This window comes from Cupriavidus sp. FW305-46, assembly GCF_058787075.1.
Map to the genome: position 1 here is coordinate 46934 of NZ_JBYSZI010000001.1, position 16821 is coordinate 63754.

The following is a 16821-nucleotide window of genomic DNA, read 5'->3' on the forward strand; positions in this document are numbered from 1 at the left end:
TGGGGGCAATGGCGGGAATCAAAGGAAATGCGGAATGCGTGCGTTCAGCGACGGACGATAGCGGAATGCCTGCGCCAGCGCGGCCGGGTCGGCCCCACGCACACGCAGCGCCGCCACCATGGCGGCAGCCAGCGCCTGCGCCAGGCGGTCGCCGGGACAGGCATGGCGGCCGTGGCCGAAGGTCCATGGCCGTTCGCCGGCCGCGGCACCACTGCACGACGCCGCGGCCAGCAGCACCAGCACCGCGTCGCCGGCCTTGACGGCGTGGCCGCACAGTTGCGCATCGGCGGCCAGGAAGCGCCGCGTATTCTGCACCGGCGGATCCTCCCGGGCGACCCGCGCCACCACGGCATCGAGCGGCAGCTCTGACTGCGTCGTGTCGCGACCCAGCCGCAGCAGCGTATTCCCGGCCAGCGCCGCGGTAGCTTCGCAGGCTTGCACCAGCAGGCCGATGATGTTGGCGGCGACCGCCTGCGCGTCGATGCCGGCGGCACGGGCTGCCTGCCGCAGCGCCGGCAGCGGCCCTGCGCCGTCCGCCGCATCGGCAAGCCAGTGCCCCAGCCATTGAGCGGCCTCGGCGCCTGCGCGCACGGCCGGTGCATCGGCCAATGGCGACTGCGCGCCGGCGAAGGCCGCAACCCGTTGTGCGGCTTCGGCCGCGCTGCTGCCTTCGTTGGCAGCCGGCAGGCCGAGCAGGTCGGCGACCGTGATGACCGGCAGCGTGAACAGCCAGCGATTGATGCACTCGCCGGACATGGCGGCCCAGGACGCTTCGCCGGCATCGAGCACCGCCGCCAGCACCGTCGCGCGCTGCGCCGCGGCGGCCGGGTCGATACCCGCCAGCATCGGCATCAGCAGGGCCTTGAGCGGCGCGTGCGCGGCGCCGTCGTTCATCCGGATCAGCCGGCCGAACAGCTCGCCGGCGGCGGTGCCGGCCAGCGCGGGCGGCACCGGCTGTGCAGGCGGCCGCACGCGGCAGTCGGGGTGGGCAAGCACGTCGGCCACTTCCCGCGCGCCGGCGGCAACCCACAGGCGCAGGCGGTCATCGCGGAAGAATGGCTGGCTGGCGGCCAGCTCCCGGTAGTACGGGTACGGGTCGGGATGGGTGACGGCGCTGAGCGGATCGATATTGGTATCGGGCATGGCGGCACAGTGGATGGAAGTGCTGAGTCCTTGCAGCGAACCCAGCGCCCGGGGGCGGGCGGACAGTCGCATCATGCCCCCGCGGCGCAGGCCGAAGGTTCATGGTGACATGAACTATCGAATGCAATGGCGCAACACCGCCGCACCCTGGCTCACGCATCCATTCGCGCCAGCTCCCCTTCCCCTTGCGCCGCTTGCGTCGCCGCCTCGTCGTTCCGGTGCGCCAGCCGGTACAGCACCGGCAACACCAGCAAGGTCAGCGCCGTCGACGACAGGATGCCGCCGATGACGACCGTCGCCAGCGGGCGCTGCACCTCGGCACCCGTGCCCGTGGCCAGGGCCATCGGCACGAAGCCCAGCGAAGCCACCAGCGCCGTCATCAGCACGGGGCGCAGGCGCGTCAGCGCGCCGTTGCGAATGGCATCGTCAAGGCCATGGCCTTCCTCGCGCAGCGAGCGGATAAACGACAGCATCACCAGCCCGTTGAGCACCGCAACGCCGCACAGGGCGATAAAGCCCACTGCCGCCGAGATCGACAGCGGGATACCGCGCAGCCATAGCGCCAGGATGCCGCCGGTCAGCGCGAACGGGATACCGGTGAAGACCAGCAGGCCGTCCTTGACGTTGCCGAACATGGCGAACAGCAGCACGAACACCAGACCCAGCGCCAGCGGCACCACCACGCGCAGCCGCGCGGTGGCGGACTGCAGCTGCTCGAAGGTGCCGCCCCAGCTGGTCCAGTAGCCCGCCGGGATCTGCACGCGCGCGCGGATCGCGGCCTCGGCCTCGGGCACGAAGCTGCCGATATCGCGCCCGCGCACATTGGCGCTGACCACGATGCGGCGCTTGCCGTTCTCGCGCGAGACCTGGTTGGGGCCCGGCGCGATCTCCACGCTGGCGACTTCGCTCAGCGGGATATAGCTGGTGCGCGCCGCGGCTTCCTTCGGCAGCGGCACCGGCAGCCGCTGCAGCGCTTCCACGTCCTCGCGCACGGCATCGGGCAGGCGCACCACGATGTCGAAGCGCCGGTCGCCGCTGAAGAAGGTGCCCGACACCTTGCCACCGATGCCGATCGCCACCGCATCCTGGATATCGCTCAGGTTCAGGCCATAGCGCGCCGCCTTGTTGCGGTCGATCTGCACCGTCAGCATCGGCAGGCCGGTGGTCTGCTCGACCTTCACCTCGGCCGCGCCGGGGATGCCCTGCAGCACTGCCGCGATGCGATTGGCGGTCTGCTCCAGCACCGCGTTGTCGTCGCCGAACACCTTGACCGCCACGTCGGAGCGCACGCCCGAGATCAGCTCATTGAAGCGCAGCTGGATCGGTTGCGAGAATTCATAGTTGTTGCCCGGCAGCTTGCCCACCTCGTCGCGTATCGCGGCGATCAGCTCGTCGCGCGTGCGGCGCGGCTCGGGCCATTGCGACATGGGCTTGAGCATGATGTAGCCGTCGGAGATATTCGGCGGCATCGGGTCGGAGGCGATCTCCGCGGTGCCGGTGCGCGCAAAGATGCGCTCGATCTCCGGGAACTTGGCCTTCAGCGCGGTTTCCACCTGCTGCTGCATCGCCACGGATTGCGTCAGGCTGGTGCCGGGGATGCGCAAGGCCTGGATCGCCAGGTCGCCTTCGTTGAGGCTGGGCACGAACTCACTGCCCAGCCGCGTGGCAATGGCCAGGCACAATGCCACCGCCACGCCGGCAAACGTCAGCACCACTGGCGTCGCGGCCAGCGAGCGCTCCAGCAGCACCGCGTAGCGGCGGCTCGCCCAGGCCATCAGCCGGTTCTCGCGCTCGGCCACGCGGTTGCCGATGAACAGCGCCACCGCGGCCGGCACGAAGGTCACTGACAGCACCATCGCGCCCAGCAGCGCCAGCACCACGGTGAAGGCCATCGGGTGGAACATCTTGCCCTCGACCCCGGTCAGCGCAAAGATCGGCAGGTACACCACCATGATGATGAGCTGGCCGTACAGCAGCGGCCGGCGTGCCTCGCGCGCCGCGGCAAAGACTTCATGCAGGCGTTCGCCGCGCGTGAGGGGCCGGCCGTGGCGCTCCTGCGCATGCGCCAGCCGGCGCACGCAGTTCTCGACGATCACCACCGCGCCGTCGACGATGATGCCGAAGTCCAGCGCCCCGAGGCTCATCAGGTTGGCGCTGATGCGGTAATGCACCATGCCCGTGAAGGTGAACAGCATCGACAGCGGGATCACCAGCGCGGTGATCAGCGCCGCACGCAGGTTGCCAAGGAACAGGAACAGGATGGCGATCACCAGCACCGCGCCTTCCAGCAGGTTCTTCTTGACCGTGGCAATGGCCTTGTCGACCAGCGTGGTGCGGTCGTACACCGTGACGGCCTGCACGCCCTTGGGCAGGGTGCGGTTGATCTCGGCCATCTTGCGGTCCACCGCCTGCGACACCGTGCGGCTGTTCTCGCCGATCAGCATGAACACGGTGCCCAGCACCACCTCGCGGCCGTTCTCGGTGGCCGCGCCGGTGCGCAGCTCGCCGCCGGTCTGCACGGTGGCCACGTCGCGCACGCGGATCGGCTGGCCCTGCGCGGTGCCGACGATCACGTCGCGGATATCCTCAAGCGAGCGCACCTGCCCCGGCACGCGAACCAGGTACTGCTCGCCGCGGCGCTCGATATAGCCGGCGCCGACGTTGTCGTTGTTCTTCTCCAGCGCGCTCACCACATCGGCCAGCGACAAGCCGTACGACGCCATGCGCTCCAGGCTGGGCGCGACCACATAGGCGCGCGCATGGCCGCCGATGGCATTGACCTCGGTCACGCCGGGCACGTTGCGCAGCTGCGGGCGGATCACCCAGTCCTGGATCTCGCGCAAGTCCGCGAGCGTGTAGGGCGTGCCGTCAGGCTTGCGCGCACCGGGGTCGGCCTCGACCGTCCACAGGTAGATCTCGCCCAGCCCGGTCGAGATCGGGCCCATCGCGGGCGTGATGCCGGCAGGCAGCTTGTCGCGCGCTTCCTGGATGCGCTGGTTGACCAGCTGGCGCGCAAAGTGGATATCGGTGCCGTCGCGGAAGATCACCGTCACCTGCGACAGCCCGTAGCGCGACAGCGAGCGCGTCTGCTCCAGCCCGGGCAGGCCCGCCATCACGGTCTCGACCGGATAGGTGATGCGCTGCTCGGTCTCCAGCGGCGAATAGCCCGGCGCGGCGGTGTTGATCTGCACCTGCACGTTGGTGATATCGGGCACCGCATCGATCGGCAGCCGGGTGTAGCTGTACAGGCCCAGCGCGGCCATGCCCAGCACCGCCAGCAGGACCAGCCAGCGTTGCTCGATGGCAAAGCGGATCAGGCGTTCAAACATGTGTGCCTCCCGCTCAGTGCTCATGCCCGGCGCTGGCTTTGCCCAGCTCGGACTTGAGGATGAAGCTGTTGGCCGCGGCGTAGCGCGCGCCGGCCTGCAGGCCCTCGGTCACCTCCACCAGCTTGCCGCCGGCGCGCCCGGTCTTGACCGGCTGCACCGCAAACCCGCCCGGCACGGCGATGAACACCACGCTCTGGCCGTCGACCTGCTGCACCGCGTCGGCCGCCACCGTCACCGGCACCTGCGCCGGCGCGCCCAGCACGCTGACCGTGACGAACAAACCCGGGCGCCACGCCATGCCGGGATTGGCCAGCGTCACGCGCGCCTTGGCCGTGCGCGTCTGCTCGCCCAGCAGCGCGCCGACGTAGGACACCTTGCCCTCGGCCTGCGTGTCCGAGGCGCTCGAGCGCACCGTGACCGCTTCGCCCACGCGCACCTGGTCCAGGTCACGCGCGGACACCACGAACTCCGCCCACACCGAACTCAGGTCCGAGACCGTGAACACGCTGGTGGCTTCCTGGACCGCTTCGCCCAGCGCCAGGTGCTTCTCGACCACGATGCCATCGAACGGGGCACGCAGCGCAAACTGGTTCAGGCCGCCGCCCTTGCCCGCGCTGTTCTCCGTGGCGCCGATCGCGGTCAGCTTCTGGCGCGCGTTCTGCACCGCGATCTGCGCTTCCTCCAGCGCCGTGCGGGCCTGCTGGTAATCCTGCTCGGCGGAGATCTTCTCCTGCCACAGCGTCTTCTCGCGCGCGTAGGTGGCACGCGCCAGCGCCTCGCGCTTCTGCGCCGCCAGCAGTTCGCTGCGCTGTTCGGCCAGGGCCATGCTGGCGAGCAGCGCCAGCACTTCGCCCTTGCGCACCTGCTGGCCAAGGTTGGCCGGCACCGCCTGCGCCACGCCCGCCACGCGCGGCACCACGTGCGCGGTGCGGTCTTCATTGAAGCGGATCTCGCCGGGGAAATCGACGCTGCTGCGCAGCGGCGCAGCGGCGGCGGCGGCAATGCCGATGCCGGCCTGCTGGATCTGCGCGGGCGTCAGCGCGATCAGGTGCGGCTTGCCTTCGCCTTCCGGTTTCGCCGCGGGGACGCTGGCGTCAGCGTGCGCGGCCGCCTTGTCTCCCTCCTTGTCATGTTCATGCTCCTCGCCATGCTCGGCATGCCCGTGCCCGGCCTCGCCGGTAGTGCTGCCGCCCTTGCCGGTGAACAGGATCGCCGCGCCGCCCAGCAGCCCCGCGACCAGGATGGCCACCACGGCGGCCCGTTGTTGCTTGCTCATTGCCATGTCTGCAGCTTCCGTATCAGTGTCCGAGGATGCGGTCGATGCTGGCCGCCGCGTCATAGGTGCGGGCCAGCACGTCCAGGTAGCGGATGCGCGCCTGGAACAGCGTGCGCTGGGCATCCAGCACATCGAGGAAATTGAATTTGCCGGCCTCGAACCCGCGCGAGGCGGCGGCATAGGCCTGCTCCGCCGCGGGCAGCACCGAGGCCTGCAGCGTCTGCGCCGCGGCGCGCGATACCGACAGCTGCGTCGACGCCTGCTGCAGCTCACCGACCAGGCGGATGCGCGTGGCCGCGTGCGTGTCCTGCGCCTTGTCGGCGCGGCGCAATGCGGCGTACAGGTTGCCCTGGTTGCGGTCAAACAGCGGCAGCGGGATCGCCACGCCCAGCACGGCCATATTGCGGTTGGCCTCGTTGTCGCGCTTGGCGCCCAGGCTCACGGTCACGTCGGGGTACTGGCGGCTGCGCGCCACGGCGACTTCGGCGCGGCTGCGCTCGGCCAGGAGGCGGCTTGCCGCCAGCTGCGGCGAGTCTTCCAGCGCCGCTTGCAGCGCTGCCGGCGCGGGGCGCGAGGGCAGTGCATCAAGGTCGCCCTGCGCCTGCGCAAAGTGCGGCACGGCATTGCCCCACAGCGCGGCCAGCGACTGCCGTGCGGATTGGAGCGCGCCGGTGGCCTCGGCCAGTTCCAGCTCGGCATTGGCCTGTTCGACCCTGGCGCGCGCTTCTTCCAGCGGCGCGACCTTGCCGGCGGCCACGCGCCGCCCGGCCGCCGCGGCCGCCTTGCTGGCGATGCCGACCGAGCCTTCGGCGAGCTTGACGCGCTCCTGCGCCACCAGCACGCCAAAGAAGCGTGCGATCACCGCGGCGCGCAGCTCGGCGCGTGCGCCGCCCAGCTCGGCCTGCGCCAGTTCGCGCCCGCGCTCGGCCACGCCGATGCGCGCGGCGCGCTTGCCGCCGAGTTCGATCGGCAGGTTGATCTGGCCGGTGGTGGAGCGCGTGGCCTTGCGCGTGTCTTCCATCGACACGGCCAGTTCGGGATTGGGCAGCACGCGCGCCTGCGTGACATCGCCCTCGGTGGCGTCAAGCTCCTTGCCCGCCGCGGACAGCGCGAAGTTGCCGGCTTCGGCCAGCGCCAGCGCGGCGTCGAGCGTGAGCGTGCCGGCAGGCTCTTGGCCCGGGGCCGGCGAGGATGCCGATGGCTGCGCCATGGCAGGGGGCGGCGTCTGCGCGACGCCATGGATCGGGCTGGATAGGACGGCCGCCAGCCCAAGCGGCAGCAAAAGTCTTCGCATCGAATTGCACCAGGAAAGAAACCGGGAGAATTCGGCGAGACGCCTGACGTCAGGGACTCAGGAAGACCAGGAAATGGAAGCGTCGTCTCGCCGGCTAGGCAAGACGCGGCCACTGCGGACGGTCTGGCGCCCGCGCACTGTGCGAAGAGAAGCTGGGCTGCGGCGCCGGTGGCGCCAGTTCCACCCGGCGCATGGCGTGCACGTCGGGCGCGTCGGCCCGTGCAAACGGCAGCGAAGCGATATGGCAGACGCCGCAGTCGGGATCGGGCAGGCCGAGCTTGGCCTTGTCCTGGGCCTTCTGCGCGGGCTGATCCTGCTTGCCGCTGTCGGCCTTGTGCTGGTGCTCATGGTGCCCGAAATGGGCCTTGGCCGAAGCCGCCACCTCATGCCGGCAATACGCGGCGGCTCCCGCCCAGGCGAACTGGAGCGGCAGGACGAGCGCAAGAAGGATGAGGATGAGCCGTTGCATAGGGGAAGTGGCAGTTGCCCTGGGCGCCTGGCATCAGGCGACGGGGGATTGCAGCGAGCCGCAAGTTTAACCGAGCCGCGACGGGCATTCCGGCGACGGGGTCATTACATTTGCGTCATGCCACGGGTGGTTTCCGCCCTCGCCCGTTAATTCAATTTTTTTGAATAACTTGTCCGGCAACTGGCCTGCTTCCGTCTCGATGGCGCTCCTATAGTTCTGTACATGAACGGCACGCACACAACGCAAAGCCTTCTGACAAATTCAACGAGCTTAAGGAGAACCATCATGACCAAGACCACCCGCCTCGCTACCGCCCTGCTCCTGTCGCTGGCCGCCCTGGGCGCCGCGCAAGCCGCCACCGCCGCCGAGCAACTGCCCGGCGACAAGTACGGCTACAGCTTCCGCAGCACCGTGCCCGGAGACAAGTATGGTTATGAGTTCCGCAGCCATGATGTGTTCACGGAAGGCGCCCGCGCCGGCAAGGCCGATCCGTTTGTCGACGGCGCCCGCACGGTGGCCGGGCTGGACCGCAGCGGCGTGTCGACCGCCCCCGCGCGCAGCTTCGACACCTATACCGAAGGCAGCCGCGCTGGCCGCTTCGACCCCTACGGGGAAGGCGCTCGCGCCTGAGCGATGCCGGCACCCAGCCAGCAAGAAGGCCAGCGGCTCCGCTGGCCTTTTGTCATTCGTCGCGCCCGAGCCTGTGCATGGCCTCGCGCAGGGTCCGCATCTGGGCGCTGAAGCTGGTGCAGGCGTCGCAGATCGCCAGGTGGGCGCGCATGCGCAGCCGCTCGGCCCATGACAGCGGCCGGTCCAGGCCCTTCATGGTGAGGTGGTGGACCTCTTCGCAGTTCGGCAGCAGGCGGCGGGAAGGGCGCGGATCTGGCATATAGGTCAGTGACTTGTCCGTTGCATGGGCGGTATGAGGCTCAACCGGCCTTGCCCGGCCGCCCGCGCTGGCCGAACCAGTGCAGTTCCAGGCATTCGCGCAGGCGCATGCGGGCGCGGTACAGCATCGCCCAGGCATTGGTCGCGCTGATCTGCAAATGCTGACAGATTTCTTCGGTGTCCAGCTCCAGCCACTCGCGCATCATGAAGATCCGGCCGGTGCGCTCCGGCAGGCGGTCAACGCAAAGCTGCAGGATCTCGAAGAACTCGCGGCGCTCAAAGGCGCGTTCCGGGTTGCCCCAGTCGGACGGCGGGTCCTGGTAGTGGCCGTTGCGCGTGAACAGCGCGTCGAAGGCGTCGTCGTCGGATTGCGGCTGGCCCTCGGCATCGGTGGCCAGCGCCAGCCTGACCTCGCGCTTGCCGCTGCGCAGGGTGTCGATGATCTTGTGCTTGAGGATGCCAACCAGGTAGGTGCGCAGCGTTGACTGGCCGGCGAAGCGCTCAGGGTGCTCCAGCGCCGCCAGCAGCGTTTCCGAGACGGCATCCTCGGCCAGCGCCTCATCGCGCAGCTGCAGGCGGGCAAAGCGCAGCAGGTAGGGGCGTATGGCCTGGAGTTCGGCGGGGTCGAGGCTCATCGGGGATCGGGGCGCGGTTGCCTGGACGGATGCCCCATGATACCCGCGCGCCGGCGCCTTACCCTATCCCGCGGAACTGCCCGCACAGCCGGAACACGTCTTCCGACAGCGGGATCCCCTTGGCCTTGCCGTAGCGCGTCGCCAGCTTCAGCAGCTCCTTGATGTCGCGCCCGCTCGCCTTGGGGTAGGCGGCGGTCAGCGCATCGATCAGCCCGTCGCCCAGGTCCGCGCCGAACTGCCCGGCCTGCAGGCGCCACAGGCGCATGGCGTCTTGCTTGCACGGCGTTTCGTAATGGATGGTGGCGATACAGCGCGACAGGATGGCATCGTCGACGTCGCCGATGCGGTTGGTGGTCATGAACAGCAGGCCGTTGAAGTACTCCAGCGTGCGCAGGAATTCCGCGACGATGGCGTTGTGCTCCAGGTCGTTGTCGCGGCAGCGGATATAGACGTCGGCCTCGTCCAGCAGCAGGATCGCGTTCCAGCGCATGGCGCGGCGCAGGATCGTCATCAGCGTGGCACCGACCGACGCGGCGGTGGTGCCCAGCTGCCCGGAGTGCACGCGGTAGAGCGGCTTGCCCACCACCTCGGCGTAGACCTCCGCGGTCAGCGTCTTGCCTAGGCCTGGCGCGCCCTGGCACAGGATGGTGGTGCCGCCCGACTTGCCGGGCACGAAATCCGGCACCAGCATGTCCATGTGCGAGGTCAGGATATCGATCAGGTCGCGGTGATGCGCGGGCAGGACGAGCTTGTCACGCAGGGCGGGCTGGTAGCGATACTCGGACAGGTGCTGCACATGCACCCAGATATTGCGATGCCATTCCAGGTGGAACAGGTGCACGTAGCAATGCAGCGGCACGCGCTCAAAGCCCTCCATGACCCCGGCATCGCGCCAGAACGCCGGGTCGCAGGTCATCTCGAAGCGGCGCTCCAGCCGCTCCTCATCATTCACGCAGCGCGCGCCCGTGGCGTCGGCGATCGGCGTCAGCTCGGCGGGTCCTTTGGCATCGAGCGAGAACGCCGCGCGGGTGGCGACGAACTGCGCGCCGAAGCGGCGCTGGTAGCGCACGAAGCGCTGCGCATGCTGCTCGTATTCGTGCCGGAATTCCGCGCACTCCTTGTAGAAGCCGAACTCGGCCAGCAACTCCGGGATGGTGCGGTTGGCGATGTCGTCGTGGGTAATCACCATCGACGTGGTCATGCCGGAGCGGCGCAGGTGGTGGTCGGTCAGCGTGGAGTTGGCCGACTGCATGGTGTTGGCCAGCATGTCCACCACCACATAATGCATGCCCTGCTCGGGCGACACATAGCGCATCCGGCGCACCAGCCACGGCAGCAGCACGCCGTCGCGGCTGCGCTGGTACAGCCAGCCGTCGATGGCATCGCGCGACAGGTAGGCGGCCAGCCCCGCCACCAGCTGGTCCAGCCCCGGAATCAAGCGCGCCTGCGGTGCGTTGTAAACATTGTCCAGCGCCAGCATCTGGAACATCAGCGCGCGCTCGTTTTGCGTCTTGCTCAGCGTGTAGAGCGAGTTCAGCGACTGCGCGTCGAACAGCTTGCTCGACACCAGCATATTGCCGTGGCAGACGCCGTGCTCCTGCAGCTGCCGCGCCAGCGGCGACCCGGTTTCGATCATCGCCAGCAGGGGATGGATCAGCGCCTCCGGAATCTCGAAATCCATGTACCGCACTCCCGTTGAATGGCATGGCCGCGCCGGCCAGCGGCCGGGGTTTCACTGCAGGAAGAAATCGATCGCGCGCTCGACCACGGGCGGATGGATGACATGCAGGCCATCGAACTCCACGTATTGCACGTCGTAGCCCGCGGCCTTCAGCCTGGCCGCATGGGCGCGGCCGCTGGTGGCGACCGGCAGTTGCTCGTCGGCCAGCCCGTGCGCGACAAACACTCTGGGCGCGCCCTCCTGCATGAACACCGACATGAAGCCGCCGGAGAACGCAATCACATGGCTGGCAATGTCGCCGTTGGTGATGCCGACCGAGAGCGCGTAGCTGGCTCCGTCCGAGAAGCCGGCAAAGGCAAGCCGGCCCGGGTCGACCCGGTAGCGCGAAGTCACCGCGGTCAGCGCCTGGTGCAGCCGCTGCAGGTCGGGGCCGTTGCCGCCGATCACGATGTCCCAGGTCGGGAAGAGCGAATGCGGCGCCAGCACCAGGAACTTGTGGCGCTGCGCATGCGGTTCGATATGCGGCAGCACCTTTTCCGGAAACCCGCCCGCGCCGTGGAACATCACCAGCAGCGGCACCGGCCCGCGGTCCGGCAGGCCGTCCGGAACGAACAGCACGGCATCGCGCTCCGCAGCCACGCCGAGCGGGTTACGCCCGGGTGGCAGCGGGCCGTCGACGGGATCAGCGTGGGTGAACGACAAGCGACCGAACAGCGAGGGATCGAGCATGGCGGCAGGAGACGTTATACACACTTAATATATTGTATATCACATATCTAAGTGTGGCGATGGGCTCCGGACGACCGACAGCGAGCTCCCTCTCACGCTTGCGGGAGAGGGATCAAACCTGCACCTGCCCTAATCCTGGTTCTCCAGCAGCGAGAAATACCGCCCGATATCCCCATCCTCGCGCAGGATGTCCTGCATCAGGTCCGCCAGCGGCATCTGCCCCCAGCGCACCGCGCGCCGCAGCAGGTAAGGCGTGGGGCTGTGCGGCTCATGGCGCGCCAGGTAGTCGGCCACGTCGCGGATCAACTGGTAGGCGTGAGCACGGTTCTCGATGCGGCCGTGCGCCAGCATGACGGTCTGCCCCGGTCCCGCGGCCGGCAAGACCGGCAGCGGCTCGGGATCGTCCACGCGATCGTTGCTACCGGCCGGTGCCGGCGCCGTGGCGGCGGGTTCGCCTCTGTGGGCGCTGCCCGTTGCGTCGCCGCGCAGCGCGGCCACCGCCCGCACCAGCCGCGCCAGCGTGTCCGACACGCGCGCCAGGCTCGGCGCTTGCGCTCCCAGCAGCGCGTCGATGCGCCGGTCAAAACCAGCCCATTCGGTGCTGGCACCGTGCAGGTCGCGCCACAACGCATCCAGCCGGGTCCGGTCGGGCGCGTGATGCGCGCGCTGCAGCAGCGCCTCGCGGCCCAGGCTGTCGTCGTCATCGACCGGCGCCAGGCTGCGTTCCCACAGGTCCAGCGTGATGTGCAGGGGTTTCTCGTCGGCCAGCGACAACAGCGGGACATGCAGCGCCAGCACCGCCGGCAAGGTCTCGTTGAGCCATGCGATCGGGGCGCAGCGTGCCTCCGCATCGTCGGCTTCCATGCGCGGCCAGGCGCTATCCCAATACGCGTCCGCCAACGCCCCCAGCAAGCGCACCCCGGCGCAAAAGCCGGCCGCGCCGTGCAGATGGGTCCACGCCTCGCACAGCCATGCCGCCAGCTGGAAGTCCTTGCTGCGCGTGGCCAGCGCCTCGCTGGCGAGCGCGGCCACGCGTTTCCAGTCAGCCTTGACCAGCGGGCGCTCCCATTCCCGCATCGGCAAGGACTCGTCGTCGTGCTGGCGCGCTTCGGCGATGGCGCGATAGACCGGCTCGTAGCGCAGCGAAGCGCCCGCGGGATCGTCGCCCGGCACCGGCGCAAGCAGTGCCTGCGCGTCCGGGATGCGGTCTTGCGTTGGCGTCGTCATAGGTTGGTCCATTCAGGAGCCCGGGTGGGAAAGCTTTGCGGCCACGGCAGCGGCATCTTCCTGCCCGCGGCCGTCAGCACCAGGCGCAGGAACACGCGGCCGCGCACCGGCCTGGGCGCCGCCGTGAGATCCGGCGCGGCGCTGCCCAGCGGAAAGTCGAAGCGCAGCAGTTGCGCCGTGCCGTCGGCGCGTCCGCCCGGATCCGCGATGCGATGGCGCGCAATGAACGACAACAGCGACCACGGGTCGGCAAAGCGCCAGGTCATGGTCTTGCCGTCGGCGGCCAGCGCGCGCTGTTCGGCGTCAGGCAACGCGACCATCGGTGAGTCCTTGGCAAAGCGCAGCGTCAGCGTCACCGGACTGCCGTAGTCCCAGTGCAGCGAGCGCGGCGCATCGCGCATCGACAGGCTCTGCGCGCCGATCGTCAGGGTCCAGTCGATGATCTGGTTGCCGGCCAGTTCCGCGCCACGGTTGACGCGGAACTCCGCGCTCACGTCATAGCCCGCGGGCGCGCCCTCCTCGACCGGATACAGTGGCGCGAGCAGGGTCCTGACCTGGTCGAAGCTGTCGATGAACTGGTGCACCGGCACGCCGGACGCGATATTCCTGAGCGGCCCGTCGCCACGCGCGGCCCGGTACGTCGCCGAGAGCGGTTCATAGCGCTTGAGCACGCGGCCAAGCTCGGCATAGTCCGCCGTGCGCACCTCGCCGGCGTTGGCGCCGCCGCCAAACGGCGCACGCCCGGCCAGCCGTTCATTGAACGTGGCCGAGAACCCGTCCCACTGCCGCTGCAGGTCGGCAAAGTAGCCTTGCGCACAGCGCGCGAGCAGGCCGTCGTACAGGCGCACGTGCAGCGCGGCAAAGTAGTCATCCCCGCCGGCCGGCCGCGCCGCAAAGCGCGCCAGGCACACGCCCTGGCCGGACTCGGCCGCCGCGGCCTGCACGAACTGCTCCAGCATCAGCAGCCGGCTGTTCGGGTTCTTGAGCCGATAGCGTTCCAGGTCGCGGTTCAGCGCCTGCCAGCGCAATGCCAGGCCGGAGCCGGCGTCGGCGGGCGAGAGCGCGGCAAGATACACCGCGGCCTCGCGGCCCAGCGCCTGCGCACGCGCCGACTGCTGGTCCAGGTACGGCCCCAGCGCCGCCGCGTCGTTCAGCCCGAACGCCGTCAGCAGCGGCGCGCGCGGCGCACGGGCCCCGTCGCCGGCGCTGCCCTGCCGGATCGCGTACAGCTCGGACTGCTGCAGGAGCTCGTCCACCGCGCGCAGCCGTGCCAGCGCATCGCGCGAAACCAGCGCATCGAGATCATCCACGCGCGACATGGCATGCATCTCGCCCAGCATGGTCTTGATGCGCGCGATCCGGCCCAGTGCAGCCTCGAAGCCGGCGCTGCCGCCATCGGCCTGCAGCGGCGCCAGGATTGCCGCGGTCGCGACCTGGTCGGTCACCAGCCGCGCAAACTGCTGGTCCACGCTTTGCGCAATCGCATCGCGCCAGGGGCCTGGCAGGCCCGTCAGCCCCTCGTCAAGAAAGCGCTTGCGCATGTCGCCCAGGGCGATGGCCTGGTCAAGCTGCTGGCGATCCCACAGCACCGCCGACCCGGCCGGCACCGACGGCAGCGCCAGGTCGCGCGGCGGCGCCATGAACGGCTGGTTCAGCAGGGCGGCGAGCCGGTCGCGCAAGGCCAGCCGCTCGGGCGTGACCACGAAGCGGCCGTCCTTGTCCTGCCACGCGATCCCGCTGTCGGGTCCGCTGAAGCGCTGCGCCAGCTCGCCGGTGAAGGCCTGGAAGCCGCTTTCAGCGCGTGCGCGCGCGGCGGCCACCAGGTCTTCGCCGAGCAGCCGGTTCTGCGCGGCCTGCGCCAGCGTGCGCGCGTAGACGGTGCCCGCGGCGAACTGGGGCTGCCTGATCCAGCCGCCCTTGCCGGACGCCAGCAGTTCCTGCTGCGTGCCGATCGCCGCGACAATGCCGCGGTAGTCGGCCAGGACCCGGTTGACGCCACTGCCGGCATTGGCCCCGCCGGCCAGTTCATCGAGGCTGGACCTGACGGCGCGCTCGGCCACCAGCAGCGGGTTGTTGTTGAAGAGCCGCTCGTCGAGCTGGCGCGCGCCCTTGTCGAAGGTGCAGCGCAAGGGCGGCACCAGCGCGGTCAGTGCCCTGCCGCCGGTTGCCAGGCTTGCGGCACCACGCCCCTTGCCAGGGTCGCGCTGGAAATACGGCAGGCTGCCCGAGACCTCGCCCTGCAACTCCGCCCCCAGCGCATAGCGCACCACCAGCCGCAGCGCATCGGCGTTGCCAGGCTGCGGCGTTTCCAGCCGGTGCAGCGCTTGCAGCGCAGCGTCGAACTGGTCGACCGCGGCAACGTACTGCTGCAGCGCGCGCATCTCCGGCATGTCTTCCAGCGCCAGGCTGCGTGGCGGCAGGGCCTCGCCCCGTGCGCCCGGCGGCGCCAGGCAGCTGTCGCCGATAATCAGCTGGCCGGTGCTCGGGTCGCGCCCCACGCCTGTCAGCGTGTCGACGCGTGCCAGCAGTTCGCGATCGATGGTGTCGAGCGCGATCTCGCCGAAGGCGCGCTGGAAGCGATCGTGCACGCGGCCGTCCAGGTCGTCGATAAAGGCCCACGAGCCCGGCATGAACCAGGACGAGACCGATTGCGCGCTCAGGCGCTGGTTCATCGCGATCAGCCCCAACGCCTGGCGCCGGTACCAGTCCGGCGGCAGGTCCTGGCCGCGCTGCGCGGCCAGCGCGCGCTGCTGCGCGCCGGCACGCAGTTCGCCAAGCGCGGCCAGCAGTTCGGTATGGCGATGTCCCATCTGCCATGCCGCGACCTGCAGTCCCCCGCCCCACGCGCACAGCACGGCCATGCCGCCCCAGCGCAGCGCACGGTGTACCAGCGGCCGCGCCAGCTGCTGCGAGCGCGATGGCCGCGTCAGCCCGTACTCCAGGAAGATCTTCTTCTCGAACAGGTCGCGCAGGAACGCCGGTTGCCGCATCAGCTCGTTGAGCAGGTCGGTGGACGAGCTGGCGCTGGCTGCCGGCGCCAGCTCCGGCGCGTGCGCATCCTCTGGCGCCAGTGCGTCAGGCTGCGCCGCACGCAGGCGCGGCGCGGCGAAGGCCGGCGCATGCGCCGCCAGCTCGCCGCTGTCGCCGGTCAGGTAGACGCCGCGCAGATAGAAGGGCTCGTGATAGGCGCTGGGCCGCAGCAGTTCGTCGACATAGCGCGTGAGCTGCCCGCGCATGGCTTCGATGCGCGCCGGCAGCAGCAGCGACTGGCAGGCATCCACCTCCTGCGCCCCTATCGCCAGCAGCTCGGCCACACCGTCCGACACCGCGCGCACCACGCCCGACATGGCGGCATCGATCCAGCCCGACTGGTAGGTGGCCGACAGGTCGTACGGCGAGGACCAGCCCAGCATGCCGGCGCGCATCGGCTCTGGCAGCGCGCGCGCAAAGTGCGCGAAGCCCGGCAGCGACTCACAGCCCGTCACCACCACATAGACCGCGAAACGCACCGCAAAGCGGTTCTGCGCCAGCCATAGCCGCCGGTGGGCCAGCTTGGCCCGGCGCACCAGCTCAAGCTGTGCGTCGGTGTCGTCGGCCAGCAGCATCGCCGCCGGCACCGTCACCACCACGCTGTCGAAGGGCCGTTGCGGGCGATAGCCGCGGCACAGGCCGAGGAACTCGTCCCAGGGCTTTTCATCGGTATCGTCGTCAGGCGAGCCCAGATAGGCCGCATTGATGTCGATGACCACGCCGCGGTCAAAGAAGTGCCATGAAATCCCCTGCGTGGCGGCCGCATTGGCAGCGTCGGAGCTCAGCACGCTGGCCACGCCGGACTGCGCGATCGGCAGCGGCCGCGCATCCTCGCCCTCATTCAGGACCAGGATCCACGGAATGTTGTAGCGCTCGGCGCGCGAGGCGATATTGCCCTCGACCAGCTCGATCGCCTGGCGGAACGCGGTGCGCAGCGAATCGGTGCGCAGGCGCACGATCTTGCGCTCGGCCGCCGGTTTGGCGCGGGCCCGCTGCGCAGCGAAATACAGCACCGCGCCGAGCACGGCGAGCGCCACCAGCGTCAGCACGCCGATCGAAATCAGAAACAGGTTGCTGGTCAGCATGCGCCTGCCCCCCGGGCGCGGATGGGCTGCCGGCG

The 16821-nt window shown here is 69.6% G+C and carries 12 protein-coding genes; 1 reads left to right on the forward strand and 11 read right to left on the reverse strand.

The genetic code is table 11. From position 1 onward, the window contains the following. Positions 1-18: 18 nt before the first annotated feature. The 5 genes from AC3WON_RS00225 to czcI form a co-directional block, all read right to left on the reverse strand. The gene (locus AC3WON_RS00225) at positions 19-1143 is read right to left on the reverse strand and encodes a cytochrome P450 (protein WP_492350894.1); all 1125 of its coding nucleotides are present in this window, start codon (positions 1141-1143) and stop codon (positions 19-21) included. A 152-nt stretch (positions 1144-1295) separates the two neighbouring features. After that, positions 1296-4472 carry a CusA/CzcA family heavy metal efflux RND transporter gene (locus AC3WON_RS00230; RefSeq protein WP_492350808.1) on the reverse strand — a complete coding sequence of 1059 codons (3177 nt, stop codon included), beginning with the start codon at positions 4470-4472 and terminating at the stop codon, positions 1296-1298. A 13-nt stretch (positions 4473-4485) separates the two neighbouring features. After that, a complete protein-coding gene (locus AC3WON_RS00235) occupies positions 4486-5754 on the reverse strand; it encodes an efflux RND transporter periplasmic adaptor subunit (protein ID WP_492350809.1) in 1269 nt (422 codons plus the stop codon). A gap of 16 nt (positions 5755-5770) precedes the next feature. Further along, positions 5771-7042, reverse strand: coding sequence for a TolC family protein (locus tag AC3WON_RS00240; protein ID WP_492350810.1), 1272 nt, complete (start codon positions 7040-7042; stop codon positions 5771-5773). A 94-nt stretch (positions 7043-7136) separates the two neighbouring features. After that, positions 7137-7511: a cation efflux protein, CzcI family gene (czcI, locus tag AC3WON_RS00245; RefSeq protein ID WP_035827227.1), complete on the reverse strand. Its 375-nt coding sequence runs from the start codon at positions 7509-7511 to the stop codon at positions 7137-7139. A 285-nt stretch (positions 7512-7796) separates the two neighbouring features. On the opposite strand from czcI, the gene AC3WON_RS00250 reads away from it, so the two are divergent. Further along, positions 7797-8141 carry a hypothetical protein gene (locus AC3WON_RS00250; protein WP_492350811.1) on the forward strand — a complete coding sequence of 115 codons (345 nt, stop codon included), beginning with the start codon at positions 7797-7799 and terminating at the stop codon, positions 8139-8141. Positions 8142-8193: 52 nt separating this feature from the next. Here AC3WON_RS00250 and AC3WON_RS00255 read toward each other — a convergent pair whose 3' ends face one another. The 6 genes from AC3WON_RS00255 to AC3WON_RS00280 all read right to left on the reverse strand — a co-directional run bounded on the left by AC3WON_RS00255 (position 8194) and on the right by AC3WON_RS00280 (position 16786). After that, a complete protein-coding gene (locus AC3WON_RS00255) occupies positions 8194-8400 on the reverse strand; it encodes a zf-HC2 domain-containing protein (RefSeq protein ID WP_492350812.1) in 207 nt (68 codons plus the stop codon). A gap of 40 nt (positions 8401-8440) precedes the next feature. Further along, on the reverse strand, positions 8441-9034 hold the full coding sequence (locus tag AC3WON_RS00260) for a sigma-70 family RNA polymerase sigma factor (RefSeq protein ID WP_492350813.1): 594 nt from the start codon (positions 9032-9034) through the stop codon (positions 8441-8443). Between the two features lie 58 nt (positions 9035-9092). Beyond that, on the reverse strand, positions 9093-10715 hold the full coding sequence (locus AC3WON_RS00265; RefSeq protein ID WP_492318292.1) for an AAA family ATPase: 1623 nt from the start codon (positions 10713-10715) through the stop codon (positions 9093-9095). Positions 10716-10766: 51 nt separating this feature from the next. Then, positions 10767-11444 carry an alpha/beta hydrolase gene (locus AC3WON_RS00270; protein WP_492318291.1) on the reverse strand — a complete coding sequence of 226 codons (678 nt, stop codon included), beginning with the start codon at positions 11442-11444 and terminating at the stop codon, positions 10767-10769. Between the two features lie 129 nt (positions 11445-11573). Further along, the gene (gene tssA / locus AC3WON_RS00275; RefSeq protein WP_492350814.1) at positions 11574-12671 is read right to left on the reverse strand and encodes a type VI secretion system protein TssA; all 1098 of its coding nucleotides are present in this window, start codon (positions 12669-12671) and stop codon (positions 11574-11576) included. Next, positions 12668-16786: a type VI secretion protein IcmF/TssM N-terminal domain-containing protein gene (locus tag AC3WON_RS00280; protein ID WP_492350815.1), complete on the reverse strand. Its 4119-nt coding sequence runs from the start codon at positions 16784-16786 to the stop codon at positions 12668-12670. Before AC3WON_RS00280 ends, tssA begins: the two co-directional genes overlap by 4 nt. Between the last annotated feature and the right edge of the window lie 35 nt (positions 16787-16821).

Coding starts and splice junctions, on each gene's coding strand:
- AC3WON_RS00250 (WP_492350811.1), top strand. CDS start 7,797: ATGACCAAGACCACCCGCCTCGCTACCGCCCTGCTCCTGTCGCTGGCC.
- AC3WON_RS00260 (WP_492350813.1), bottom strand. CDS start 9,034: ATGAGCCTCGACCCCGCCGAACTCCAGGCCATACGCCCCTACCTGCTG.
- AC3WON_RS00230 (WP_492350808.1), bottom strand. CDS start 4,472: ATGTTTGAACGCCTGATCCGCTTTGCCATCGAGCAACGCTGGCTGGTC.
- AC3WON_RS00235 (WP_492350809.1), bottom strand. CDS start 5,754: ATGGCAATGAGCAAGCAACAACGGGCCGCCGTGGTGGCCATCCTGGTC.
- tssA (WP_492350814.1), bottom strand. CDS start 12,671: ATGACGACGCCAACGCAAGACCGCATCCCGGACGCGCAGGCACTGCTT.
- czcI (WP_035827227.1), bottom strand. CDS start 7,511: ATGCAACGGCTCATCCTCATCCTTCTTGCGCTCGTCCTGCCGCTCCAG.
- AC3WON_RS00225 (WP_492350894.1), bottom strand. CDS start 1,143: ATGCCCGATACCAATATCGATCCGCTCAGCGCCGTCACCCATCCCGAC.
- AC3WON_RS00280 (WP_492350815.1), bottom strand. CDS start 16,786: ATGCTGACCAGCAACCTGTTTCTGATTTCGATCGGCGTGCTGACGCTG.
- AC3WON_RS00255 (WP_492350812.1), bottom strand. CDS start 8,400: ATGCCAGATCCGCGCCCTTCCCGCCGCCTGCTGCCGAACTGCGAAGAG.
- AC3WON_RS00240 (WP_492350810.1), bottom strand. CDS start 7,042: ATGCGAAGACTTTTGCTGCCGCTTGGGCTGGCGGCCGTCCTATCCAGC.
- AC3WON_RS00270 (WP_492318291.1), bottom strand. CDS start 11,444: ATGCTCGATCCCTCGCTGTTCGGTCGCTTGTCGTTCACCCACGCTGAT.
- AC3WON_RS00265 (WP_492318292.1), bottom strand. CDS start 10,715: ATGGATTTCGAGATTCCGGAGGCGCTGATCCATCCCCTGCTGGCGATG.